At 34.8% G+C, this 26,873-nt stretch carries 21 protein-coding genes; 18 read left to right on the top strand and 3 right to left on the bottom strand.

The features are described 5' to 3' along the window. Positions 1–2,189: non-ribosomal peptide synthetase (locus tag ABEG11_RS17130; protein WP_348825402.1), on the bottom strand; the 2,189-nt coding region annotated here is incomplete at its 3' end. 77 nt (positions 2,190–2,266) lie between these two features. Then, a complete protein-coding gene (locus ABEG11_RS17125; RefSeq protein WP_348825401.1) occupies positions 2,267–7,570 on the bottom strand; it encodes an amino acid adenylation domain-containing protein in 5,304 nt (1,767 codons plus the stop codon). 1,070 nt (positions 7,571–8,640) lie between these two features. On the opposite strand from ABEG11_RS17125, the gene ABEG11_RS17120 reads away from it, so the two are divergent. The 5 genes from ABEG11_RS17120 (at position 8,641) to ABEG11_RS17100 (ending at position 13,215) form a co-directional block, all read left to right on the top strand. Next, on the top strand, positions 8,641–9,063 hold the full coding sequence (locus ABEG11_RS17120; protein ID WP_348825400.1) for a T9SS type A sorting domain-containing protein: 423 nt from the start codon (positions 8,641–8,643) through the stop codon (positions 9,061–9,063). Between the two features lie 4 nt (positions 9,064–9,067). Further along, positions 9,068–9,805 (top strand): DUF8740 domain-containing protein, encoded by a 738-nt coding sequence (locus tag ABEG11_RS17115; protein WP_348825399.1) that lies wholly within the window; start codon positions 9,068–9,070, stop codon positions 9,803–9,805. Then, positions 9,802–12,000, top strand: coding sequence for a hypothetical protein (locus tag ABEG11_RS17110; RefSeq protein ID WP_348825398.1), 2,199 nt, complete (start codon positions 9,802–9,804; stop codon positions 11,998–12,000). Before ABEG11_RS17115 ends, ABEG11_RS17110 begins: the two co-directional genes overlap by 4 nt. Positions 12,001–12,732: 732 nt before the next feature. Beyond that, complete coding sequence (locus tag ABEG11_RS17105) at positions 12,733–12,963, top strand: helix-turn-helix domain-containing protein (RefSeq protein WP_348825397.1); 231 nt, start codon at positions 12,733–12,735, stop codon at positions 12,961–12,963. A 48-nt stretch (positions 12,964–13,011) separates the two neighbouring features. Then, positions 13,012–13,215 carry a helix-turn-helix domain-containing protein gene (locus tag ABEG11_RS17100; RefSeq protein WP_348825396.1) on the top strand — a complete coding sequence of 68 codons (204 nt, stop codon included), beginning with the start codon at positions 13,012–13,014 and terminating at the stop codon, positions 13,213–13,215. Positions 13,216–13,292: 77 nt separating this feature from the next. Here ABEG11_RS17100 and ABEG11_RS17095 read toward each other — a convergent pair whose 3' ends face one another. Beyond that, positions 13,293–13,760, bottom strand: coding sequence for a UpxY family transcription antiterminator (locus ABEG11_RS17095; protein WP_348825395.1), 468 nt, complete (start codon positions 13,758–13,760; stop codon positions 13,293–13,295). A gap of 581 nt (positions 13,761–14,341) precedes the next feature. Between ABEG11_RS17095 and ABEG11_RS17090 the strand changes: the two genes are divergently transcribed. The 13 genes from ABEG11_RS17090 to ABEG11_RS17030 all read left to right on the top strand — a co-directional run bounded on the left by ABEG11_RS17090 (position 14,342) and on the right by ABEG11_RS17030 (position 26,865). After that, complete coding sequence (locus ABEG11_RS17090; protein ID WP_348825394.1) at positions 14,342–14,767, top strand: adenylyltransferase/cytidyltransferase family protein; 426 nt, start codon at positions 14,342–14,344, stop codon at positions 14,765–14,767. Positions 14,768–14,893: 126 nt separating this feature from the next. Next, on the top strand, positions 14,894–15,229 hold the full coding sequence (locus ABEG11_RS17085) for a hypothetical protein (protein WP_348825393.1): 336 nt from the start codon (positions 14,894–14,896) through the stop codon (positions 15,227–15,229). Positions 15,230–15,418: 189 nt separating this feature from the next. Further along, positions 15,419–16,372 (top strand): GDP-L-fucose synthase family protein, encoded by a 954-nt coding sequence (locus ABEG11_RS17080; RefSeq protein WP_435302850.1) that lies wholly within the window; start codon positions 15,419–15,421, stop codon positions 16,370–16,372. A gap of 105 nt (positions 16,373–16,477) precedes the next feature. Then, positions 16,478–17,593, top strand: a complete 1,116-nt coding sequence (gmd, locus tag ABEG11_RS17075; protein WP_348825392.1) for a GDP-mannose 4,6-dehydratase — start codon at positions 16,478–16,480, stop codon at positions 17,591–17,593. 52 nt (positions 17,594–17,645) lie between these two features. Then, positions 17,646–19,058 (top strand): UDP-glucose 6-dehydrogenase, encoded by a 1,413-nt coding sequence (locus ABEG11_RS17070; RefSeq protein WP_348825391.1) that lies wholly within the window; start codon positions 17,646–17,648, stop codon positions 19,056–19,058. Between the two features lie 114 nt (positions 19,059–19,172). Further along, positions 19,173–20,174, top strand: coding sequence for an acyltransferase family protein (locus ABEG11_RS17065; RefSeq protein ID WP_348825390.1), 1,002 nt, complete (start codon positions 19,173–19,175; stop codon positions 20,172–20,174). 46 nt (positions 20,175–20,220) lie between these two features. Then, complete coding sequence (locus ABEG11_RS17060) at positions 20,221–21,507, top strand: MATE family efflux transporter (protein WP_348825389.1); 1,287 nt, start codon at positions 20,221–20,223, stop codon at positions 21,505–21,507. Between the two features lie 26 nt (positions 21,508–21,533). After that, positions 21,534–22,388 (top strand): glycosyltransferase family 2 protein, encoded by an 855-nt coding sequence (locus ABEG11_RS17055; protein ID WP_348825388.1) that lies wholly within the window; start codon positions 21,534–21,536, stop codon positions 22,386–22,388. A gap of 4 nt (positions 22,389–22,392) precedes the next feature. Further along, positions 22,393–22,932, top strand: coding sequence for an acyltransferase (locus ABEG11_RS17050; protein WP_348825387.1), 540 nt, complete (start codon positions 22,393–22,395; stop codon positions 22,930–22,932). Between the two features lie 41 nt (positions 22,933–22,973). Further along, a complete protein-coding gene (locus tag ABEG11_RS17045) occupies positions 22,974–23,579 on the top strand; it encodes an acyltransferase (RefSeq protein ID WP_348825386.1) in 606 nt (201 codons plus the stop codon). A gap of 13 nt (positions 23,580–23,592) precedes the next feature. Continuing rightward, the gene (locus tag ABEG11_RS17040) at positions 23,593–24,495 is read left to right on the top strand and encodes a hypothetical protein (protein ID WP_348825385.1); all 903 of its coding nucleotides are present in this window, start codon (positions 23,593–23,595) and stop codon (positions 24,493–24,495) included. A gap of 49 nt (positions 24,496–24,544) precedes the next feature. Beyond that, the gene (locus ABEG11_RS17035) at positions 24,545–25,624 is read left to right on the top strand and encodes a hypothetical protein (RefSeq protein WP_348825384.1); all 1,080 of its coding nucleotides are present in this window, start codon (positions 24,545–24,547) and stop codon (positions 25,622–25,624) included. Next, complete coding sequence (locus ABEG11_RS17030; RefSeq protein WP_348825383.1) at positions 25,621–26,865, top strand: glycosyltransferase family 4 protein; 1,245 nt, start codon at positions 25,621–25,623, stop codon at positions 26,863–26,865. The genes ABEG11_RS17035 and ABEG11_RS17030 overlap by 4 nt, the downstream gene beginning before the upstream one ends. The last annotated feature ends 8 nt before the right edge of the window (positions 26,866–26,873 follow it).

Genomic DNA, 26,873 nt, shown 5'->3' with positions numbered 1-26,873 from the left:
TCCAAAAGCATCAGCCAGGTGGTTGGAGTCGCCTGCAGAAAACTGATGTTCTTCTTTTTTATCAGTTCCAGCAGCAGCCTTCCATCTCTGGCGGTTTCATGATCGGCCAGCACCAGCGCTGCCCCTTTTATAAGCGGCAGATATAATTCAAGGCCTGCAATATCAAACGAGATCGTGGTTATCGAAAGCAGCCTGTCATTTTCGTTAATGCCTGGCTGCTGAGCCATGCTGCAAAGAAAATTGACCAGATTTTTATGAGTAATGGGAACACCCTTGGGATTACCCGTAGAGCCCGAAGTGTAAAGTATATAAGCTAAATCATCGGGAGTGACAGAATAAGAAACCGGAATGTCCGAAAATTGATGCAATGAGTCCATTGCATCTTCTATAAAAAGAGTATGCGGCCATTGCGGCAGGACTCCTGCTAATGTCTTGCTGGTTAATAAGACTTTGGCACGGGAATCAATAAGCATGAACTCCAAACGGCTTTTTGGATATTCGGGATCCAATGGCAGATAAGCCGCTCCGCATTGCAAAATAGCAAGCAGCGTATAGAGCAGTTCTGGACTGCGAGGAAAAGAAACAGCAATAAAATCACCAGATTGAATGCCTTGTGCTTTTAAGCAATGTGCAAGCTGGTTTACTTTTTTATGTAATTCAGAATATGTACTTGTCGAATCATTAAATTCTAAAGCTATATTATCTGGCGTAATTACCGCTTGTTTTCTTAGCAATTCGGTCAAGGTCACATCTGGATATGAAATTTCAGTACTATTTACCAGGCTGTACGCAGATAAATAATTATCTCCAATGATGTCTGCCAAGAAAGTGTCAGGATTTGATATGAGTTTATGAATTATCTCTTCAAATGCCGTCATCATCAAAATTATCGTTTCTTTCTTAAATAGAGATGTATTATAAGTACAGTGAAATGAAGATCCTTTTTTAGTTTTAAAAGCATGAATCTGAATTTCGAATGATCCGTATTGCCGAGGATTAATGTTATATTCATGAATAAGTCCTTTGAATGCAAAATCACTTTCAATATCCCGATTTAAATCAACAGTAAGTACAACTGGTATTAAAGGAATTCTCGAAGGATCACGGGCAATGGCAAAACTTTTGAGAAGATGCCCGAAACTGACCTGCTGATGTTCATAAGCATCAAAGAACTGAAGATTTTTTTGTTTTAAGTGTTCAATAAAACTAATATTTGGATTAATTATGCTGCGCATGGGAAGCATATTTACACAATTACCTATTAATTGTTTCATATCGTACAAAGTATTTCCTGAAAAAGGAAACCCTATTACTAAATCACTTTGACCGGTAAATTTGGACAAAAAGACCTCAAAAGCAGCAAACAAAGTTGACGTCAAACTGCTGCCGGCACGTATTCCGATATCTTTTAATGAGTTTATAATAGAATCTTCTAGCGGAAAATCAAGGCAATGACTGTTATATGTTCGTAATGATGGTCTTAAATTATCTATTGGCAATTCAACAACAGGAACCGAATCTTTGTAAACAGAAAGCCAGAAATCGTCCAAAGTTTGATATTCGCTGCTATCCATAAACGAATTTACCTTCTTGGCATAGTCGCTGAATCGTTCTGGCTTTGGCAAGTCTGGTTCCCTATTTTCAATGTATGCAGAATAAAGCTGACCGAGTTCTTGAAATATTATCTTAAAACTTACTCCATCAACTATTATATGATGGAATGTCAGAGTCAGCATATACTCAAAATCCTCAATTTTAATCAGGCTGACTTTAAATAAGGGATCGTTGACAAAATCAAAAATAAAATTAACTTCTTCATGCGCTAAAGTTTTTATCGCATTATCTTTTTCGGCAGCTGTCAGATTTGAAATATCAATAGTAGCAATCTCTATAGTACGATCATTGTAAATACACAAAAAGCGGCCATCTGGACTGAAATTCGCTCTCAAACATTCATGGCGCTTCACCAAAGTTTTCACCGCATACTCAAGTGAATCAACAACTAAGCTGCCTTGTAATTTGATAGAGACTGACAGGTTATAAGCTCTGCTGGCATCATTGCCTCCAAAAATACAATCTGTCCAGATTTCCAGCTGCGAATTTGTCGAATAAATTACTCGTTCAATTTCAGATGAAAACGGATTAAAATGAGTTTCGGTTTCGACTTGTATTTGAGATTGATTTTTCATTATCCTATGTTTAAAAAATGTAATTGTACAGTTCTATAATTGACCGTTTAAAGCAATATCAATTTAATTTTTACCAATTATTCTAAATTTTTAATCTTCGTAAATTTTCCAATCTGATTAACATCTTCTATAAACCATGCGGGATTTCCTTCTTCATCTCTTCCTAATTTACTGCCAGGAACAGGAGGTTCATTTGCCATTATGGTATATTTTTTTGCTGAGATGTTATTCTCTACTAACTTTTCACTATCAATCTTTTTAACATCAACTGGCTTTTCAAGTTTAAGAGATCCATTAGTTTTAGCATGGCTGCCATTATGTAATTTTGCTGAATCTAAAGACTCTGTTTTTGGACATTCCAATGAAATGTTTTTATTTAGAGATGCATTTTGATCGTTTTGGAGCTGACTTATCTTATTATTTAAAAACTGAATTTGTTCAGCAATCTGTTCCAGTGAAATCTGCTGCTGGTTTGATATTAAATGCTGATTCTTTGATTCTGTAATTGTATCTGGAACCACTTCATTCTTTTCATCAAGACCAACAGAGTTGTCTTGAGGAAGATTAAGATCAATATAATCTGCTAACAGCGATGGCGTTGTAAGTCTTTCATTCAATTGTCTAAAGGTAATTGGTACATCAAACTCTTTTTTCAATCTTGCGGATAATTGCGTAAGAGACAAAGAATCTAAGCCTAGTTCTAAAAATGTATTAGAAACTGAATCTGGATCATATGTTATACCTGATCCATTTTTTATAATTTCAGATATCTTAAAAAGAATAGAAACTTTTCTTGAATCATTTTTTTTGATGCTTTTCTCCTCTTTTTCTACTGGATCCGCAGCAATATTTGAAACTTGAGGCATATTGGTAATTGATTTTTTTTGTACTTCCCTCGTTTCTATGTTTAGAGGTTCAATCCAGCAGGGCTTACGATCGAAAACATAACCCGGCAGATTGATTTTTTGTCTTTGCTGCTGCTTATAAAAAGAATTCCAGTCAGGATTTACACCTCTGCTCCACAGTTCACCTAAAGTATTTAACAAAGTTGCGTATTCATTTTCTTTCTCTTCCTTAGGCAAAGTCAAACTTGGAAAAGCAGCAATGATTTTGCCTGCTGCCTGCTGACGAGCTAAGGTGGTTAATGTTTGTCCAGGTCCTGCTTCTAATAATATACAATCATCTAATTCAAATGCTGTATTCATGGCATCTGCAAACCTTACCGTATTTTTTAAATGGTTAACCCAATAAATTGGGTCTGTGGCTTCAAGATCTGTAAGCCAAGTTCCTGATACCGTTGAAATAATAGGCAAGCGAGGAATATTTAATTTAATTTTTTCTAACTCATCTTTGAAAGAATCTAAAATTGGATCCATCATGAAAGAGTGAAAAGCATGGCTTGTAAAAAGCATTTTATTAGGAACATCCTGTAAATCAAGACTGTGATTAAAACTTTCGATATCTTGTCTGGTACCTGAAACAACACAAAACTGATTTGAATTTATCGCCGCAACAGAAAGTGTATCAGGAAGTAATTCGTGTAACTTTTCAATTGGCACGCGAACCGCAAGCATAGAACCTCCAGGAAGTTCGCTTATTAACCGGCCTCTGACAGCAACTATGTGCAGCACATCTTTTAAATTCATGATTCCAGCTAAATGCGCTGCGGTAAATTCCCCAATACTATGACCGCAAAGAAAAGCTGGTTTTATTCCCCAGCTCATCCACAGCTGTGACAATGCATATTCTGTAACAAATAAAGCGGGCTGTGTCAATCGGGTATCTTTTAGAAGTCCTTCGGCTTGGCTCGAATTAATTTCCGGATAGATAATATGACGGATATCTAATTGTAAATCTTCCATCAAAAACGCAGCGCATTTGTCTATAGCCTCACGATACACTTTTTCGTTATCATAAAGTGTTTTGCCCATTTGCAGATATTGTGATCCTTGCCCAGGAAAAAGAAACCCCATTTCGCCTGGCATAATTTTCAATATTGAAGATTTAATATTTTTTGCCTTTAGAGAAATTATTTTTTCTGAAAGATCATCCGAAGGCTCAGTTATGACAAAGCTTCGATGGCTAAAATTATTCCGGGTTACATTTAATGAATACGCAATGTCGGCCAGAGCTATGTTTTTGGAAGTACTTATAAAATTGTCCAATGCTTTTTCATACCCTGATAAACTGTTTTGGTTTTTTGCGGACCACATTAATAACTGTAGCGGCCGTTTTGGACTAGCTTTTTTCTCTTCAAAAGGATATTCTTCGACAACGAGATGTACATTAGTTCCTCCAACACCAAACGAGCTGACTCCTGCTCTCAACAGTCCATCTGTTTCCCAATTGCGCAGTTTAGAGTTAACAAAAAACGGGCTGTTTTCAAAATCTATTACTGGATTAGGCTTATCAAATCCCAACGAAGGCGGTATAAGCTTATTGTTCATAGCCAAAATGGTTTTGATCAATCCTGCTACACCTGCTGCAGCCGTTAGATGCCCCATATTGCTTTTTATGGAGCCTATTGCGCAAAAACCTTTTTTTGACTGCTTGCCAAAAGCCATCTTAAGCCCTTCAATCTCAATAGGATCTCCAAGCGGAGTGGCCGTACCATGCGTCTCTACATAACTGATTGATTCTGGCAAAATTCGGGCGTCTTGTATTGCCTTCATAATCGCACCCGCCTGCCCCTCTGTGCTTGGAGCTGTAAAACTTCCCTTATTGCCCCCATCATTATTAATTCCAATTCCTTTAATGAGTCCATAAATTTTGTCCCCATCTTTTTGGGCTGCATCCAGGCTTTTTAACAAGACGACACCAGCCCCGTCACTGAAGACAGTTCCCTTTGCCGATGCATCAAAAGCGCGGCAATGCCCATCAGAACTCAGCATCGAACCCTCTTGATAAAGGTGTCCGCTAAAAATAGGAGCCGTTACACTAGACCCTCCAGCAAGTGCAACATCACACTGACCATTCCTGATTGCTTCGACCGCTTGTGCAATAGCCAGAAGCGAAGTTGAGCAAGCAGAATGGATACTTACTGCAGGTCCTTTTAAATCCAGATGGTAGGCAATCCTTGAGGATATATAATCTTTTTCATTTACCATTTCCACTTGAGCATATCCCACCTGGTCAAGTAATTCTTTATTTGGAAGTATATTGTTTCTGTAATAGGTATTAGTTCCAGTTCCTGCATATACCCCTATACTGCCTTTGTAGTGTTTGGGCAAATGTCCTGCCGACTCAAGAGCTTCCCACGCAATTTCTAAAAAAATACGCTGCTGTGGATCCATGGTTTCGGCGACTTTTGGATTTATTCCAAAAAAGTCTGCATCAAAAGTCTTTGCAGATGGCAAAATACCACGGGCTTTTACATACAGAGGATCATTGCGCAGAGATTCGGAAATACTAGGATCAATTTCTTCTGATGTGAAAAAAGAAGTTGTTTCCTTTCCTTCTTTTAAAATGTCCCATAATTCATCTATAGATTGTGCGCCTGGAAATCTTCCTGCCATACCAATAATAGCGACATCCCCTGATTGCCGTTCCGATTTTGGTTTTGAGAAACCTGAAAGACTAATCGATTTGTTATCTTCAGCTAAAAATTCAGATAAGGTGGCAATTGTAGGATATTGATAAATTTTTGTGACTGCAATATTCAGTCCAAGACGTTCTTTGATAGCAGTTGCCACACGCTGGGTTAAAATTGAATTTCCACCCATTTCAAAAAAATTATCATCTATTCCAATTAAAGGCAATTTTAGATGCTCCCTCCAGATTTCTTCGATATCTCTTTCTGGTTTTGTACGGGGTTTTCTAAAAACTGGTGCCGAATCCAATCTTATATATTCTGGTTTTGGGAGCCTTTCTTTATCTATTTTGCCATTTTTGGTAATAGGAAACTTATCAACCCACATAAAATTTGAAGGTATCATAAAATCTGGCAGAATAAATCTGAGATCTCTGCTCACTTCACTAGAATCCTGCTTATTTCCTTCGGATTCGAGATAGGCGACTAATCTTGGCTCGCCAAAATCTTTATTAACTAAAACAACTGTAGTTTTTATACTTGAAAGCGAAGCAATTGCCTTTTCGACTTCGCCCAATTCTATTCTATGCCCTCTTATTTTTACCTGCTGGTCAAAACGGCCTATATACTGCAAATCCCCATTGGGTAAAAATTTACCCAGATCGCCCGTTAAATATAATTTGCCTAAAGCATTTTCATCGAAGGTATTTATAATAAATTGTTTGTCTGTAAGTTCCTTTTGTTTTAAGTAACCTGATGAAACACCATCTCCTCCAATGGCTATTTCACCTGTTTCTCCAAAATCGACAGGTTTTCTATTATTGTCTAATAAATAAGCAAAAGTATTATCAATGGGCTTGCCAATAGTTATAACAGCATCATCTCTGGATATTTTTGAGATAAAGGACGCCACAGTAGTTTCAGTCGGACCATAAAGATTCCACAAATCACTGCATTTAGAAAGCAAATTATCTGCCAGGGATTTATGGAGGACTTCTCCGCCAGTAATAGCCTTTAGATTTAAGTATGTTTTCCATCCAGAATCCAGGAGAATCTGCCACAGACTCGGTGTTCCAGCAATTATTGATATTTTATTTTGTATAATTTTTTCCAATAATAAACCTCCATCTTTTATCAGATTTCTGTCAATAAACACAACACACGAACCACAAAGCAGCGAAACAAATACATCAAATACCATTGGGTCAAATGAAATAGATGTTACCGATAAAAATTTGTCGTTCTCCTGTATTGCCATTGATTTTTTCATCGAATAGCAAAAATTCACTACGTTGGCATGAGAAATCTGAACTCCTTTGGGCTTACCTGTAGAGCCCGAAGTATAAATTATATAAGCAATAGATTCGGGTAAGGTTTTAATCTGCAAAGGAGCTGATGAAAAATTATTTATTTCTGCAGATAATACTCCAATATCAATACATTTAATATTTTGAGAAATTGCTATTGAAGATCGGCTTATGAAAAATGAAGCATCCGAATCTAAAATGGCGTTATGAATCCGATTCTCAGGATATTCAGTATCCAGAGGCAAATATATTGCGCCGCATTGCAGGATAGCATATATAGTTATAATCAATTCGGGCGTGCGATCTATAGAAACAGCCACAATTTGTCCTGGACATAATCCTTGATCCAAAAAATAATTTGCCGTTTGATTAATTTTTTTTGCCAGTTCTCCATATCTAATCTGTTTATTCTCAAATTCGATAGCAATCGAATTAGGAAAAATTTCGGCCTGTTCTGAGAAAAGCTCGTGCAAAGTACTTTTTGGATAAGACATTTTCGTCCAGATTATATGATTATCTAAGCTATTACTGTCAGTTCTTTTCATTTTTTAGCAGATTAAAAAATTAAGGTTAAACTTAAAAAGCCTAATGTAAATGCAGCTTTACAGTTTATTGTACAAACGGGGAAACATTCTTTATTTACAATTACCTATCTGATCAATAAAATAGGCAGAAAGAGTTATAAAAATTATTATTTATATCGAAGGTCTACAAGCTAGCTTTATGTGCTATTATTCAATTAGTTAATCAAAAAAAGGAAAAATTTTTCACTAAAACTTGTATTTTCTGTATAAAGCTATTATTATCGATGAATAGCAGATTTTCAGATGATTAAGACAATTTATTATTTTATCAGAGGGAATTCCAAGAACACTTTCTAACACATTTTCGTACTTCAATTTTACTTCCGCAGAGAAATATGCGTATTTCTGCCTGAAATAATCGCTATTTTGGAAAGTAAGTGATTGTTTTATTATGATATTCCATTCGAAAATCAGAGTAATTTTTCAACAAAAGAATATCTTCATGAATAAAATTTTTAAATGCCTAAAAAAATAGATTTAATGTTCTTTTTTTTAACCATAAATATCTTTAAATCAACTATATATGTTATGTTTTAAAAAAGAATATTGCATTAAAATCATTAAATAATTATGAAATAAAGGAAATATTCAGGCCTATATTGAATATTGAATAAAAAGCTTGATAAGATACAATTAATGAAATCAAATATCGTTATTAAATTAAATGTCATGAAGTTCATTTTTAGTTTACAGAATATCTAAATTTTTAATTTTTATTATTTCAAGTATTACCTTATAATAAATTTTTTCATGATTTTTTCAGGCACTAAAAATGTGCGTATTAGCCCTTATAATATAAATAAAAACCTACTAAAACATTATATTTTGCGTAGTTTATCGAAAATACATGAAATTATTCGATTTTATTTTTTATTTAAAATAGTTTTGCGGCCGCATAATTTCAACTATTTAACATTCAATAAACTGTGAAGCATCTAAATCTTAAAATTATTAACCTGCTCATTATACTATTATTGTCTTTTTCTTTTAAAGGTATTAGTCAAAATACGCAAGCAGACTCGAATACCATTATGGAAACTATAATTGCATCGGGCAATAATGCAACTGGAAGTTCTGGTACAGTAACATATTCAATAGGACAAGTTTTCTATACTTACATTGGAGAATCAATTTACAATGTAGCGCAAGGAATACAGCACCAGGAAGCAAGCGAAAATTTAGGTACACCGGATAACATTGAACCTAAAGCAGAAATAATAATTTACCCAAATCCAACATCAGATTTTGTTAACGTAAACATGAAAGGATTAGAGTTAGAAAAAGGAACTCAATCTTATCAGCTTTATGATATTCAGGGAAGGCTTTTAAAACAAAACAAAATTAGTCAGGATGAAACTCAGATTAATTTAAGTGGTCTTACTCCATCATTGTATATGCTTCGAGTAAATATAAATAACAAAGTTTCGAAAACATTTAAAATATTAAAAAAATAAAATAATGAAACTTGCACTTACCTTACTATTATTTGTGACTGTATCACTAAAAGTCTTTTCGCAGTCACCAGAAAAAATGAGCTATCAGGCAATTATCCGCGCGCAAGACAATAGCTTAGTAACGAATTCGAACATCAGCCTTAAAATTATTGTGCATCAAGGTTCAGCCAATGGCACTAAAATTTATCAGGAAACCCACTCGGTAGTTACAAACAATAACGGTCTGGTTTCCCTGGAAATTGGAACAGGAACAAATGTTACAGGAAATTTCAGCACTATTACTTGGGAAAAGGGACCTTTTTTTATAGAAACCCAAGTAGATGTTAATGGCGGGATTAACTATAATATTATCGGAATTACACAATTGCTGAGTGTACCTTATGCATTACATGCAAAAACAGCTGAAAGAATAGTTGGCACAAGCAGCACTGCAGCTCCCCGGGCAGCGATAATTTCATTTACTGCAGCCAGAAACATTGCCAATACAGATATAAATAATACTATAGAATGTACAGCGTCGGCTACACTAACGCTGACTTCCGGGTTTGACTCTATGGCAGTCGGTGATACTGTTAATTTAGAAGCGCATAATGGGGCGGTACTTACAATACAAGCATCTTCGGGCGTGACGATAAACTATACTGCTGCTGGTACAGCCAAGTTTACCAGCGCTACTGGAAATGTCCGATTTGGCATGCTGAGAAAAACAGGTTTAAATTCCTATATCATATCAGGGCAATGAAAAATCTAATCTTCTTTCTGTTCTTTTCAACTGCAGTTTTTTCGCAAAACTACCAGTATTCTATTGAAGAAGCTCAAGTTAAACCTCCAGTTGATAATGGGACAAACAATCAGCTGGAAGAAATTGAATATTTTAAGGCTTATTTATTACCGATTGCCCAAAAAGGAACAATACAAGCGGCTTTAGATAAATATGGCTCTATAAGATTAGAGAAAGGAGATTACTCTGGAGTTGATATCATAATGAAAAATGGGCAGAAACTATACGGACACCCCTCATTGACAAAAGTTTCTAATATAACGATAGAAGCAGGAAGCAGTAATGTGCGTTTAGAAAATTTATTCCCATCAGATAAATTCATTACTATTCAGTCAGGAGGCATTATTTCGGGATGTGTTTTCAAAACAATTAAATGGGCTACTTTACGCGCTACAAATGTAATGTTTGTGGGTAATTCAATTATAGACTTTGGAGGACCAATACGAATCGACTGCAGCCAGTCTGGTTATTTTAGGAATAACAAAATAATTAAACATCAGACAGGAACGGTTTCCAATCTCCTTGTAATGAAAGGAAACAATACCACGCCTAGCTACGGAAATGTCCATTTACACACTAATTTTTTAACACCTCATGGTGATACTACAGACCTTGACGGCCTGCAGGCTGCCACCTTTGTTGGACTGGACGCTGAGGGATGGAATCTTTTGAAAGAAGGAACAAAAGCAATGTTTTCGGCAAAAAACATGGGAAATGTAAAAATCACCGATTTTGGCGGAGGCAGCTATGAAACTGATCCAACCCCATCCTATGACATTGATGCCAATAATGTTCTCTTCTACAACAAATTCTTAAGGACTCCGACTGATGTTTTATCAGCAAAAGCAAATATGTTTTTAGTATTCGGGGCAGGAAATTATACTAGAAAATCTGGAACAGTAACAGGGTTTGACCTTTTGGCAAATCTAGATGCAAGCAACGCAATAAAATATAATGGAGCTGCCCAAACGGCTGCTATTAAAGATAATACCATAATAACTGCACTTTCAAATACTATTAAAGAGACTCCACACAATCCGTGGACTAGAACAAGCTGGGAAACACTACCCGATCCATTAGGTCCAGACTGGAAAAAAAACAGAGAAAACAAAGCAGATCAGACTAAATATATTCAGGATTTAATAGATACGAAAGGCATTGCTGAATTGCCAGCTGGATTTTTTTATATAAAAAGCACTTTAAAGCTTCCTATAGATTCCAAACATGGAATTATTGGCCAGGGAACAGGCAAAACCGTTATTGTGGGCTTAACTGATGATTTTCCCCTGATTTCTCTTACGGGTGGGCAGGATACTAACTTTACACTGGCAAATTTGACACTTCAAGGAGGCAGTGTAGGCGTTTATTCGTCGCAGGACTTTGGAACACAGCACATGGCTATGCAGAAAATGAAGTTTGTAATATTCAGGGATCAAACATATGGGATACAATTAAAAAGAATAAGAGGATTTGACAACAATTTTCTTGAAAACCTGGGCTTTGTAAATTGTAAAATTGGTTTTTTCCAAGATCCCCTTTATCCATGGGCAAACGACAATGATACTTCAAGTTTTGTAGATAAAACTATGTTTTATAAAAATCAATTCATCAATTGTGGCATGGCAGTTTCAATGAGAGCAACCAGAGCAGATAATTTAAATGCATGGGTAGATTGCAAATTTGACAGTAATGAAACCGCTTTAAATATTTCGGCACAGAATTATGCAATCGCTGCTAACTGCGATTTTACTAACAATAGAGGATCTCTTCCTAGTGGCAGTGTGGGCGATTATACCTATAAGGAAAATGCAGTCATAAATGGTGATTTAAGCTACTATTCCTGTAATTTCAAAAATAATAGCGCAGCTTTTGTATTCAATTCTAAGAGCAGCACTATGGAAGGCTGTAATTTACTTGATAACATTACAGTATTTGCTAATACAATATATTATGAAGAAAATCATAATATAATAAATTCAACCGTAAATGGACGACTTGGAGGTGCAACAGTTAAGACCCACGGAATATTTGTAAATAGCACTTTTTCAAATTATCCTGAATACAGTAAATTATTAGTGAATTTGAAAGAAAATGTGCCAACGGCAATCCTTGATGAAAAGTCCAATCCTTATCCCCAGATATTAGTTACCCATTAAATTCATATATAAGCAGTTAAACTGCAAATCACACAAAATTCAGATTAATTTGACTTAATCTGAATTTTGCATTTAAATAGCTCCCTCCTCGCCTATCGCATTGTTTTTATTCTCTCAGGGTTATTCTAGAAAGTTTAAAACCTGAATCAGATTTTATTAATTGGCTATAAATATGCTTCCTCTTTGTGCTTGATTCAGTTTTGTTTTAACAAGATTCAAGCTCTGGAAGAGTGTAATATTTATAGAAAAAACAAATATTACATGATCTGAGTTCCATTACTGCGAAATACAGTATTAATAGAACTCAGGTTTTAAACAGGATTTAATAAAACACAGTTTTGCAAGTGAATTATTTCCTTAGTATTTATATCCAAAAAAACTTCAAAAAAAAAGTGCAGTTTGGATTCCTAAAAATATATAATAAAGCATTATCAAACGACTATATAAACCTTTTCTTTCAATAATATAAGTATCTGATAGCCATTAAATTAATATATTGTATTTAATCGGTTTTTAAAATCCTTTGGACAGATTTATTATTAAAATTTGAAAACCTTGTATAATTTTAACTTGAAATTTAAAAGAGTTTTAATCCGTTAAATAGTTATTAAAATAACCATTTTTAAAACCGGCGGCATAAAAGGAATTATTCACTCATAGTTTTCATACTAGTAAATGAATTAAAAATCAAGTCAAAAATTCAAATGTAAATTATTTATATTCTTTGTTTTTATGAAATATAGTGTATACGAAAATATTAGAAAGATAAGGGAATTAAAGAATTTAACTAGAGAATATGTAGCGGCTGAATTGAAAATGAGCACCAGCGGCTATGGCAAAATTGAAAGAGGAGATGTAGATTTAACTGTTTCAAAATTAGTTGAAATATCAAAAGTTTTAGAGGTTTCAACTGAATTTATTTTCAAGTTCGATGTTTCTTATTTTTTTAATGAGACAAAATAGAACCATCTTAAAAGACTAAATTTAAATGTAATACTAAAAAATAGGACTATGGAAAATTACTATTCAAAAATTAAAGAGTATCGATTACAGAACAACCATACTCTGGAATATATAGCGATTCAAATGGAAATTAGTATAAAAAATTATGAAAATATTGAAAAAGGTATCGTTGATCTTAAATTATCAAAACTGGATAGATTAGTAAAGATTCTGGGAGTTAAAAAAAGCGAGCTTTTTAAATTAGAGAATTAATTTTTCAGGAAACAGCATTTTGATTGCTTTAAAAATGAGAAGCCAAATTTCTGATTTCCTGAAAAATATAATTTTCTTTATTTATGTTTTACTTTTAAAACAAACCCCAAAGATTCTAAAATTAAAACATAATGCGTTTTTGTAATATCTTTTACGACAGCATTCTGATCACAAAAAGGCCCAGAATTCAAGTGTATTTTATCTCCAATCTGATACTGCATAACAGATATTTCTTTGGCGGTATCTCCAGATTTAAGCCATTCTTTGATAGTCTCAATTTCATGATCTCTTACAATAGCATGTTTCCCCAGCCAAAACAAATACCTTAAAACTCCTGGAGAATTAAATACTAAGTTTCTATCTTTTTGTGCTAACTGCACAAAAATATAATGATCAAATAATGGTACTTCGACCTTTATTTTCCTGTCGGATCTTTGTTTAACTTTTTGGATTAAGGGACAATAACAATTCACTCCAAATTTAATTAATTGCTCTGAGGCTCTTTTTTCCCATTTAGGTTTTGTGTAAACTACATACCATTTCATAATCCTGTTTTTTTTAGTTCATATTTACTTAAGTTACATTTCAAATTAACCTTTGTCAATCATCATACAATTGCTGTAGATAGATTTTTTAAAGCTTAATTTTTCAGCACATATATTATTATACTAAACTCATTGTAAGAACATTGTTTCTTTAGTCAAAGAAAAATTGATTCAAAAAACATTTAAGGGTTTATCATTGTAAAATTAAATTCATGATATAATATCTGTTCACTATTTTAATATTTTTATTTCCTGATTTAGGACTTTTAGCTACTAAAATTGTGTTTTACATTGTTATAACTGCTATAATTTTATCATTATTATCATTGTTGAGTTTCTGATGATAGTGATTTGAATTTCATGATCTTTTTTAGCCTTGGGATTTAAATCATTTGAAGCAAGCCAGAAATGATTTTTTAATTTTTTACCCTTTATTTTTTTCTTTTTTGGATAGTTAAAATGTAACTATTCACGGGGAACCCTTATTCAAATTCTAAAAAAATCAACGAAGCCTGCTGATTCATGGCTTTGAATTTAATCTGCAATTACACAAAACTTTATTAACCTAAAAACATAATCCAATGAAAATAGGAATAACCTTTAGTGCTTTTGATTTGCTGCATGCAGGACATGTAAAAATGCTTGAAGAAGCAAAGCAAAACTGTGATTATTTAATTGTGGGGCTTCAAACGGATCCAACCATAGATCGACCCACAAAAAACAAACCTACTCAGACTGTTGTTGAACGCTATATACAATTAAAGGCGTGCAAGTTTGTTGATGAAGTAGTTCCTTATGCTACAGAGCAAGATTTAGAGGATATATTAAAATCTTTTACAATTCATTTGCGAATCGTGGGAGACGAATATAAAAATAGAGATTTTACAGGACGCACTTATTGTGAGGAAAAAGGAATTCAATTGTATTTTAATACTAGAGATCATCGATTTTCCAGTACCTGTTTGCGTCAGGAAGTATACCAAAAAGAACTTTTGAAAGTCATTTAGCCCTTTCTGGCGGTACCTAATGTGATAAAAAGCACCCGGATTTATTGATTTGTCTTATTAAAAATACAATTTAATATAGTGATTTGTAAAAATTAGTTTGAAGTTCCGATGTCAAAAGAAAAAATAATGATTACTTCTGAAGAATTTGATTTAGCTATGCAGCTTATCGCAAATTATAAATTGCAGTTAGATAACCAATTAAAAGATGCCCTGAATAAAGATCAAAAAATCAATATTCAGGGGGATATAAAAGAAAATACTTTTAGAGTCCTTCAGAAATATTATCAGATGTATTATGCCATGACACTTCACTGGGAAGATTTAAAAGCGATGGACAGGCATCTATTGGAGACTATTGATTATGACAAGATAAAGCTTTTAAAGGGACACGAGCATATGTCATTGCAGCTCCTCAAGAAGCTGATGATTTCTCATTCAATTATTGACAAAAAGGATTTGTAAAGAACGTACAGAGACAATCTATCTTATTGTGATTAATCAATTTTATCAATCCCCGCTGCAGTTTTTTAAACAGCCAAAATTACTGATACAATTTAAAAATGCAATAGTTTAATCTTATCAAAAACAAATGGTTATATTCCAGTAAATCAAATCAGATTTAAACATTTCATAAAAATAAACAAAGCCCACATGATTGATAAAAATTCGATAATTTATATTGCTGGACACAATGGAATGGCTGGAAGTGCCATATGGAGAACTTTGACTGCAAAAGGATATTCTAACCTTATCGGAGCATCAAGCAGAGAATTGGATTTAAGAAAACAAAAAGCAGTCCGTGACTACCTGCGCAAAACAAAACCTGATGTTATTATAGACGCTGCCGCAAAAGTAGGCGGTATTCTGGCAAATAGAGACTTTCCATATCAATTTTTGATGGAAAATATGCAAATTCAAAATAACCTGATCAGTGAAGCGCATCGATTAGGTGCCGATAAATTTATTTTTTTAGGAAGCTCATGTATTTATCCAAAATTAGCACCTCAGCCATTAAAAGAAGAATACTTATTAACAGCTCCTTTGGAACCAACGAACGAATGGTATGCATTGGCAAAAATAACCGGTATCAAATTATGCGAAGCCATACGTAAACAGTTCAATAAAGATTTTGTGAGTTTGATGCCTACCAATTTATACGGTACCCACGACAATTTCGATTTGAATAGTTCGCATGTTTTGCCAGCCATGATCCGTAAATTCCATGAAGCCAAACAAAACAACAATGCCGTAGTAGTTCTTTGGGGAACTGGCACACCCATGCGAGAGTTTCTATTTGTAGATGATATGGCCGAGGCTGTAGTTTTTGCTTTAGAAAATCAGCTTCCTGACAATTTATACAACATAGGAACAGGAAAAGATCTGGCTATAAATAAATTAGCCTCCATAGTCCAGAAAATTGTTGGTCATACCGGGGAGATTATCTGGGATGATACCAAACCAGATGGAACACCAAGAAAATTAATGGATGTTTCAAAAATGAATAAGATAGGCTGGAAACACCAGACTGATTTAGAAGAAGGAATCGAGAGAACCTATAATTGGTTTTTAGAAAATATCGGCAGTTTCAAGCAAAAAGGCTTTTAACACAGTCTCAATTTATCAGTTTCCGAAAACTCTCAAAAAAACTTTTATTTTTTGCGCAATTGCGTGGCAATTCTTTGTGCCTTATAATCATAAAAAATCAATCGAATGAAAAAAACCGCCCTAATTACTGGAGTAACTGGACAAGACGGAGCCTATTTAAGTGAATTTTTATTAAAAAAAGGCTATAAAGTACATGGATTAAAAAGACGTACTTCATTATTCAATACAGACAGAATCGATCACATGTATCAAGATCCTCACATAGAAAACAGGAACTTCGTTTTACATTATGGTGATATGACTGACAGTACAAATCTGACACGTCTTATTCAGCAGATCCAGCCTGACGAAATTTATAATCTGGCTGCCATGAGTCATGTAGCTGTTTCATTTGAAACGCCAGAATATACAGGAAATGCCGATGGACTCGGAACTCTGCGCCTTTTGGAGGCAGTCCGGTTTTTAGGATTGGAAAAAAAAACCCGTATCTATCAAGCATCAACATCTGAATTATACGGCAAAGTGCAGGAAGTTCCTCAATCTGAAACCACTCCATTTTATCCCCGTTCTCCTTATGCGGTAGCCAAAATGTATGCTTACTGGATTACTGTAAATTATAGAGAAGCTTATGGCATATATGCCTGCAATGGTATATTGTTTAATCATGAATCTCCTATCCGGGGAGAAACTTTTGTGACACGCAAAATTACCAGAGCAGCTTCAAGAATCGCATTAGGCCTGCAGGATAAACTATATCTAGGCAATCTTGAAGCAAAACGTGACTGGGGTCATGCCAAAGATTATGTACGCATGATGTGGATGATTCTGCAGGCTGATACAGCTGAAGATTGGGTAATTGCTACAGGAATTTCTACTCCTGTGCGTGAATTTGTAAGAATGAGTTTTGCCGAAGTAGGCATAACACTGGAATTTAAAGGGGAAGGAATAGATGAAAAAGGCTATATAATATCCTGTAATAATCCAAATTATCAACTGCCGATAGGCAAAGAAGTACTAGCAGTAGACCCAAAATACTTCAGGCCAACGGAGGTCGATTTACTAATTGGCAATCCTGCCAAAGCCAAGACCAAATTAGGCTGGAAATGCAAATATGATTTAGCCGCGCTGGTGAAAGACATGATGCAGGCGGATTTAAAACTAATGCAGAAAGATCAGTATTTAAAAGAGGGCGGCTATACAACTTTAAATTATTTTGAGTAATCAAAAAGGCAAGCAGTCAAAAAAAAGAAACACCTCACAAAAAATATTGAATATGAAGATCCAAAATATCTGCTGTTTAGGAGCTGGGTATGTTGGCGGCCCTACAATGTCTGTCATCGCGTATAAATGCCCCGAAATCAAAGTGACTGTTGTCGATTTAAATCAAGAGCGGATTGATGCTTGGAATGATGAAAATCTAGATAACTTACCCGTTTATGAACCAGGACTTGCTGATGTGGTCCGAGAAGCAAGAGGCCGGAATTTATTTTTCTCTACTGATGTAGAGAATGCAATCGAGATTGCAGATATGATTTTTATAGCAGTAAATACTCCCACCAAAACCTATGGTGAAGGCAAAGGAATGGCGGCCGATCTTAAGTTTGTTGAATTGTGTGCCAGACAAATAGCCCGCATAGCAAAAAACGATAAAATTATAGTTGAAAAATCTACTCTTCCGGTACGAACCGCTGAAACACTGCAGACAATTTTGGACAGCACTGGCAATGGGGTGCATTTTGAAGTCCTGTCGAATCCAGAATTTTTAGCAGAAGGAACCGCCATCGAAGATTTATTTAATGCTGACCGTGTTTTGATTGGCGGCAAGCAAACAGAAAGCGGTCAGAAAGCAATACAGGCTCTGGTTGATATTTATGCACATTGGTTAACACCAAAACAGATTTTAACTACAAATGTATGGTCTTCGGAATTGTCTAAATTGACTGCCAATGCTTTTTTGGCCCAGAGAATTTCTTCGATTAATGCTTTATCTGCTTTGTGCGAAGCTACCGAAGCCGATGTTGATGAAGTAGCAAATGCCATAGGAACCGATAGCCGTATAGGCCCTAAGTTTCTGAAAGCCTCGGTAGGATTTGGCGGATCATGCTTTCAAAAAGATATTTTGAATCTGGTGTATCTCTGCCGTTATTTTAACTTACCTGAAGTGGCCAATTATTGGGAACAGGTAATTATCTTAAATGACTATCAAAAATACCGATTTGCAAAAAAAATTATAAGCTCTCTTTTTAATACCGTTAGCGGTAAAAAAATTGTATTCCTTGGCTGGGCTTTCAAAAAAGACACTAATGACACTCGCGAATCTGCAGCAATTTATGTGGCCGATCATTTGATAGAAGATGGTGCCGAAATCCATGTGTATGACCCGAAAGTCCCGGAAGCTAAGATTAAAGCCGACATGCGCTATCTATGGGAAATAAACGGGCTTTCAGAACATAAAACAGCTTCAAAACTGAAGCAGCTTTTTGTTTACAACAACCCCATGGAAGCACTTGACCAAGCACATGCCGTTGCCATTCTTACTGAATGGGACGAATTTAAAACTTATGATTGGAAAACTATTTATACCAATATGTACAAGCCCGCCTTTATACTAGATGGACGCAATATTCTGGACACAAAAAAATTAAGTGCCTTAGGATTTCAAATCAAGGGAATAGGCAAAGGATAATCAGGATGGGGCCTTTTTCAAGAAGGAAGATATTTTGCATAAAATTCGAATAAAAAAATACGACCGTTAAACTGCAATTCATTTGAAACTACGGTGAAATAAATAATAATTAATATGATTAAACCAGGTTTAGTTCGTTTTGCTCTAGCAAGTTTAGTGGTTTTATTTCATATTACTAAGTTTGTTTTTATAGGTCATCTGGCGGTTTATTGTTTCTTTATATTAAGCGGCTATTGGGTTTCTTTAATGTATGAAACAAAATATAGCAGAACCAGACAGCCATTGATGGTTTATTACTGCAGCAGGATTTTTCGGCTGCTGCCAGTTTATTACATGGTCAGTTTGTTAACTTTTATAATGCTTTTGTTCTTTGATCCTAAAACAATAGAAGCAATAAATTTTACATCAGCTGCCGGTATTGGTTTTGGGCTCGCAAATATTTTTATGCTGGGTTATAATCAGCTTGGTTTTGCTCCTTTAGTCCCAGCTTGGTCGTTAGATATCGAACTGCAGTTTTATTTGTTATTGCCAATCCTGATGCTATTGATGAAACAAAGAAAGGAAAGAATATTATTTATAGCTGCCGCTTTTTTTTTAACATTGGTGTTTTCGTTTTTATTACCAGAATTATTAATTAGCAAAACGATACTTAAATATTTAGTTTTTTTCCTGATAGGAATAGCAGTCTATAAGTCAAAAATAAATTTTAAACCCAAAATAGAACAAGGTTTCAATGCCTTATTTATTGTGGTTTTATTAATACATTATCTGGTTCCAGATTTATTTGCCTTAGTCAGAATAACGGATAGCAGTTACAATGAGGGTTTTAATATTATAACTGCTCTGATACTAATACCGCTGCTTGCCAATAGCGTACTAAGAAAAAGTGATTCCAGGGACATTTTGCTAGGTGGCATGTCATACGTTTTATATTTAAGCCATTGGATGTTTATAATACCGTATAATTATTATATAAAAGAGCTGACCAAAACAGAACGGATTCCCTATACATTAGCTTATCTATTGATAACTTATTTGTTTTCGCTGCTTCTATATCAATATTATGATATGCCACTAGACAGATTAAGGAAACAATGGGTTTCAAAGAAAATGTAAAACAGAGTTGAGTACTTTATTAATTAATCTTATTTTAAATCGAAGTATGCTAAATAGGATAAAGGAACATCCTCAGTATGATAAAGTACTGCAATGGGGAAAGTTAATAAGTATTACTGGCTCTGCACAAATTATTGTTCAAGGAGTAGGATTTGTAAGTGGTCTTTTGATTATACACTTGCTTCCAGTTCATGAATATGCATTGTACACGCTGTCTAATACTATGCTGGGAACCATGACGCTGCTTGCTGATGGCGGAATTGGTACAGGAGTATTATCGCAAGGTGGAAAAGTATGGCAGAATAAGGAAAAACTAGGAGTAATCTTGGCTACTGGTCTCAATTTACGGCGGAAATTTGCCATCGGAAGCCTTCTTTTTGCAATTCCTTTGTTAATTTATCTGCTGTTGCGGAATGGCGCCAGCTGGTTAGCAGCTATTTTAATCGTAACATCTTTGATTCCTGCGTTTTTTGCTGCTTTGTCTGATTCATTGCTGGAAATTTTTCCGAAACTTCATCAGGATATACTTCCTTTGCAAAAGAATCAAATAATGGTAGGGTTTGGACGGCTCATCCTTACCGGCTTGACAATTTTTATTTTTCCGTGGACGTTTGTCGCTATTTTAGCAGGCGGAATTCCAAGAATTTATGGGAATATAAAATTGCGGAAAATTGCCGAAAATTTTGTTGACAATAATCAGACAACCGATCCGGTTATAGAAAAGGAAATTCTCTCCGTTGTCAAGCGAGTATTGCCTGGCGCAATCTATTATTGCCTATCGGGACAGATTACTGTTTGGCTCATTTCAATATTTGGAAATGCTACAACGGTTGCTCAAGTTGGTGCATTAGGAAGAGTATCTGTATTATTAGGATTATTTGCCACGCTGTTTTCTACGTTATTGGTACCCCGTTTTGCACGGCAGAAAAATGAATACAAAGTCTTGCTAAACCAGTTTATATTAAATGTTTTAATTCTGCTGATAATATGCTTGTTTCTTGTTTTAGGAATCTCTTTCTTTTCGTCACAATTTCTATGGATATTAGGCAATAATTATAGAGGTCTAGACGCAGCTCTTGTTCTAAATGTAATTGGCAGCTGCTTAGGATTAATCACAGGTTTATTATTTTCTCTCAGCTCAAGCCGAGGATGGCTTATTAATCCATACATATATATTTTAACCAATTTACTCTGTATCATAATTGGCATTTTCACTTTTGATATTTCAAGCTTGATTGGTGTTTTGCGCTTCAACATATTTATTTCTGTGGTTCAAGCAGTAATATATGCATTCTACACATTATTAAAAATATATAAGTTAAGATCAATTTAGTGTTACCAATTTTTAATATTCATAATATGATTACTCCATTAGTATCCGTTTGCATCCCCGTTTACAATGCCGAAAAGTATATTGAAGAGACCGTAAATTGTTTTCTGCTGCAAACTTATATCAACATTGAAGTAATCATACAAGATGATTTTTCGACTGATGGAACATGGGAAATACTCAACAGTTTATTTCATGGGATGCCTAAAGTAAAATTATTTAGAAACGAAAAGAATCTTGGAATCGGGCCTAATTGGAATAATGCCTACAATCATGCCACAGGCGAATATATTGTTATTGCAAATGCCGATGATATTCATGAAAATACATTTATTGAGAAAGGTGTAGATAAATTATCTGACGTCAATATAGATTTCATTTCATTTAAATACAAAATGCTTTTTGAAAAAACGGGTGTAAAAAAATATACTCTAAAAAATGAATTTATTACATCTGGATATGTTGAAAATGCCTTTGAAAAAATTGCATTTGAAAATCCTTTTCATATAATTTTTACAATTTTCAGAAAAAAAATTTTAGATGAAATCAAATGCAATGGCAAGCTGTTTTTAGACACCCAGATTTGTGATGCTGAATTAATGCTGCGGTACTCCGAAAACAGAAATCTGTATTACTGCGATGAAGTGATTGGATATTACAGAATTCATGAAACTAACAATTCCACCATTCCGCTTGGAGAATTAAAAAGTTATTATAATGATGTCCTCCCTATCTGGCATGCCAGACTCACTAAAAAATTTGGCTTTAAATTCAGAAAGGGGATTTTAATGGGCGCAATTTATTATTTCAAATCAGCTGTTAAAGGCAGAAGCCCTTGGAATTACAAACTATTTTTTAACATGCTCCGATTCACAATAGCTTGATTTAATGAAAATCAGAAACATAATATCCGAATTCAGATTGTACCTCTGCAATCATATAATAGCACATATTCCCAGCCATACAATACGCTTGCTGTATTACCGCAGGATTATGGGTTTCAGTATTGGCAAAGGAAGCTCAATTTATATGAATTGCAGATTTGATTCGGCCAAAGGTTTAGAAATGGGTACTGACTCTGTTATAAATGGAGGCTGCAGAATTGATACCAGAGGCAATGTAAAAATAGGGAGCAATGTGTCCATCTCTGAAGATGTTATTATTTTAACTGCCGATCACGATGAATTATTTGATATCGCTCAACCCCGTGACAAAATGGTAATACTGCATGATTATGTATGGATAGGAACCAGAGCTATGATATTGCCAGGCACTGTAATAGCTTTTGGTGCTGTTGTTGCTGCCTCGGCTACTGTTACAAAAGATGTAGCCACCTGTAATGTCGTCGCTGGGATTCCTGCAAAATTCATTAAAATGAGAGCCAATAACTTTGATTATAGCGGAAAATACAGAAGGTTATTTCAATAAATTTTGAAAATTTTACAACTGATCAAATAATTTTGAAAAAAATGAAACAGCCTATTTTAGCCATATTAAGAGTCAAAATTAGATTTTATGCACAATTGCTAAGAGTCTTATATCTTAAAACATTAGGCCTTCAAGTAAATAAGGGCTGCTTAATTGGAAAAATTGAATGTGACTGGCCATCTAAAATAAGAATGGGAATAAACTGTGAACTGCGCGATTATATTTTATTTTGGTTTAAAGATCCTTTTAATTCAGACAATTACATAAAAATTGGCGACAGGACTTTTATTGGCAGAAATTGTGAGTTTAATTGTAATTCTAAGATCATAATTGGAAAAGATGTTTTAATTGCAAGCAATACGATTTTTGTTGATAATAATCATCAGATTAAAAAAGATATAAAAATAGCCAGCCAATCAGTCAGTATCGCTAATATCATAATCGAGGATGATGTATGGATAGGAACCGGGTGCATAATACTTATGGGAGTTACCATTGGAAAAGGAGCAGTTGTTGGAGCTGGTGCAGTTGTTGTACAATCGATACCTGCTTATGAGATATGGGGTGGAGTGCCTGCTAAAAAAATTGGCGAAAGAACGGGCTCAATACTGCAAACAAAGTCATTTACAATACACTCTAAAATATAGACAGCCAGATTAAATGGAGATTGTTACAACACTTTACGAAGGACATTATGAAAAAGGCGTAGGAGCTCTGGTTAATTCTTTGGTTCAATCCTCTTTTAAAGGGAAAATTTATATTGGATACAGGGGAAATCTGCCTTCATGGATCTGTCAATTGGACAAAACAGATCAAAATTTTAAGATAGGAAATGATGTTCAGTTAATTTTTGTGCTGCTGCATGTTGATATGCATTTTGGATATTACAAACCTTCCTTCATGAAAAAAGTCGCCGATGAAAACCCTGATGTTGCCAGCATATATTATTTTGACCCGGATATTGTTGTAAATGCACCTTGGAGCTTTATTTCCTCATGGACAAATATAGGAGTCTCGGTCTGTCTTGATAATTGTTTCCCTTTTGTACACCAAAACCATCCCTGGAGAAGAGAGTGGCAAAAACTCGCAAATCAGGAGACAAAAAGTGATTTAAATTACTATGTAAACAGTGGTTTTATTGGCCTGCATAGAGATAGTTTCAGATTATTAGACCGATGGATCTTGCTTACGGATAATTATAAAGCCATTGATGGAGATCTGTCCAGATTTGAAAAAGATGGTTTTCGTGCTTTTAAAGGAGATCAGGATTTGCTCAATGCAGCAATGACAATATCGCCAGATCTTACTTTTAGTATTATAGGAACTGAAGGAATGGGATTTACAGATCCTGCTTATTTGATTGCTCATGCTGTAGAAAGCACAAAACCATGGAAAAATAATTTCATTAAACAGATAATAGTAAAAGGCTCTAAACCTGGTACTGCAGCAAAAATGTTTTTTAACTACTGCCAGTCCCCTATCGAAATTTATACTAAATCACAATTGAAGATCAGAAAAATAGATATTAAGCTAGCTTCAATTCTAGGCAGAATATTGGGTTAAAACAATTATAATTGAATAGTGACTGAATTTTGGCAAAAAAAAAGCGTGAATGAAAATACTCTTTTTATGTGGCTCTTTAGAACCTGGTTTTGACGGTGTTGGTGATTATACCCGCCGATTGGCAGGAGAGCTGATCAGGGAAGAACACCAGGTATTTATTATAGCATTAAAGGATAACGGCAAGACTGTTATTACTGAAGAGCTTCAAGAATGTGAAGGCACAGCAGTAACTGTTTTACGTATACCGCATAATACCTCATCACAGCTTTGTTATAATACAGTAAAGCAAAACTTAGCAGTATTTAATCCAGAGTGGATAAGCCTGCAGTTTGTTCCTTATAGTTTTAACGCAAAAGGACTCCCCTTTTGGCTGCCATCTTTTTTAGAGAGATTAAAAGGAAAACACAAGTGGCATATCATGTTTCATGAATTATGGCTAGGAATAGACAAAGAATCATCATTCAAACACAAATGCATAGGCCGATTACAGCAGCTTATTATTAAAAAAATAGTTAATAAAACCAAAACACAATCTGTTAACACACAAAATCAATTATACCAGTTCTTCCTTCAATCTCATGATATAACCGCCGAAGTTTTACCCATTTGCGGCAATATACCTTTGACGGCGGTAAAGAAAGAAGCGACGGGATTTACTCAGTTTGTTTTGTTTGGGAGTATTCACTATGGAGCACCCTTCAAAGATTTTGTTAATGAGTTAATGAGTTTCAATACACTTGTTAAACCTTTAAAATTTATTTTCATTGGCAAAAACGGTGCCGAATTAAGTCACTATACCTCAATTCTCGAAGGTTATAATATTGCGTATGAAGTTCTGGGTATACAATCTGAAAATGTAATATCGCAAGTCCTTATAAATAGTGATTTCGGCATATCTACAACTCCTTATTTTCAGACAGAAAAAAGCGGTGTTTATGCAGCATATAGAGAGCATCAGATAAATACTATCAGTATTTCGCGCAATTGGACGCCAACAAAAGGACAATACGTAATCCCGCAGATTATTAAATATGAAAAAAATAATCTGAATATAATCCCGAAAAAAGTTGAAGTATTTGACTTGCATAGCATGGCAATGCAGTTTATTAATTCCATTTCCAAATCATGAAGTTACTTGTATCTCATCCAACTTTAAATGCAAATTCCAAAAATCTGGTAATTGGGTTATTAAATAACAGGCTGCTTTATAAATTGTTCACATCAATTGCAATATTTCCGGATCAGTTTTTATATAAACTGGGCGACAATCCAAAATTAAAAGATTTAAAAAGAAGGAGCTTAGATAAAACGTGGCAGCCTTATACCCGATCAAAATCTTTTTTTGAGTTTGGGCGTTTACTGGCTTCAAAACTGCATATAACGTATTTAATCAAACACGAAAAAGGCTTGTTCTGCATAGATAATGTTTATCAGAAGCACGAAAAATGGGTAGCAGCACATTTGGCTAAGGCAAAAAAAGAAGGATTATCAGCAGTGTATGGATACGAGGATGGTGCATTAACCACTTTTATAAAGGCCAAAAAATTAGGTCTTTACTGTATTTATGACTTGCCCATTGGTTATTGGAAAAGTGCCCGCCTATTACTGGAAAAAGAATTTGAACTTAATCCCGATTGGTCAAATACACTTACAGGTTTTAATGACTCTCAAGAAAAACTGCATAAAAAAGATCAAGAACTGGCCTTAGCCGATGTTATTTTTGTAGCCAGCAGTTTTACAAAAAAAACATTAGAAGAATATTCTGGAAAGTTACCCGAAATAAAAGTCGTCCCTTATGGTTTTCCAGAAGCCCATGAAAAAAAACATTATCAGCCGCTTGCAAATAGAAAACTTAAAATTGTATTTGTAGGCGGTTTATCCCAAAGAAAAGGGATTTCATATTTATTTGACGCTGTTGATGGATTAGAGGACAAAGTAGAATTAACGATTATAGGACATAAAGCAGTTGCTGATTGTACTGCAATGAACCAGGCCTTAGAAAAACATCTGTGGATTCCGTCAATGTCACATAACCAGGTATTGGCTTGCATGCGCGAAAATGATGTGCTGGTTTTTCCCTCGCTTTTTGAAGGATTTGGGCTGGTCATTACAGAGGCAATGTCCCAAGGAGTCCCTGTCATTACAACAGATCGTACGGCAGGTCCCGATTTAATAACCCATGGCAAAGATGGATGGATTGTTCCAGCAGGCTCTTCGGAAGCTATAAAGGAAGTATTGGAAAAGATATTTGAAATGCCGGCAATATTGCAGCAGTTCGGAACCGCCGCACAAAATAAAGCTCAAACCAGGCCGTGGTCAATTTATGGACAAGAAATGGCTGAGGCACTTGCATCGTTAAGGATTTCATAAACTATCGG

Origin of the sequence: Flavobacterium aestuarii (assembly GCF_040049115.1) — a bacterium.
Taxonomy (GTDB): Bacteria; Bacteroidota; Bacteroidia; order Flavobacteriales; family Flavobacteriaceae; genus Flavobacterium; species Flavobacterium aestuarii.
The sequence above is the reverse complement of the archived record's forward strand: the minus strand, read 5'-3'. Positions and strand labels throughout refer to the sequence as shown.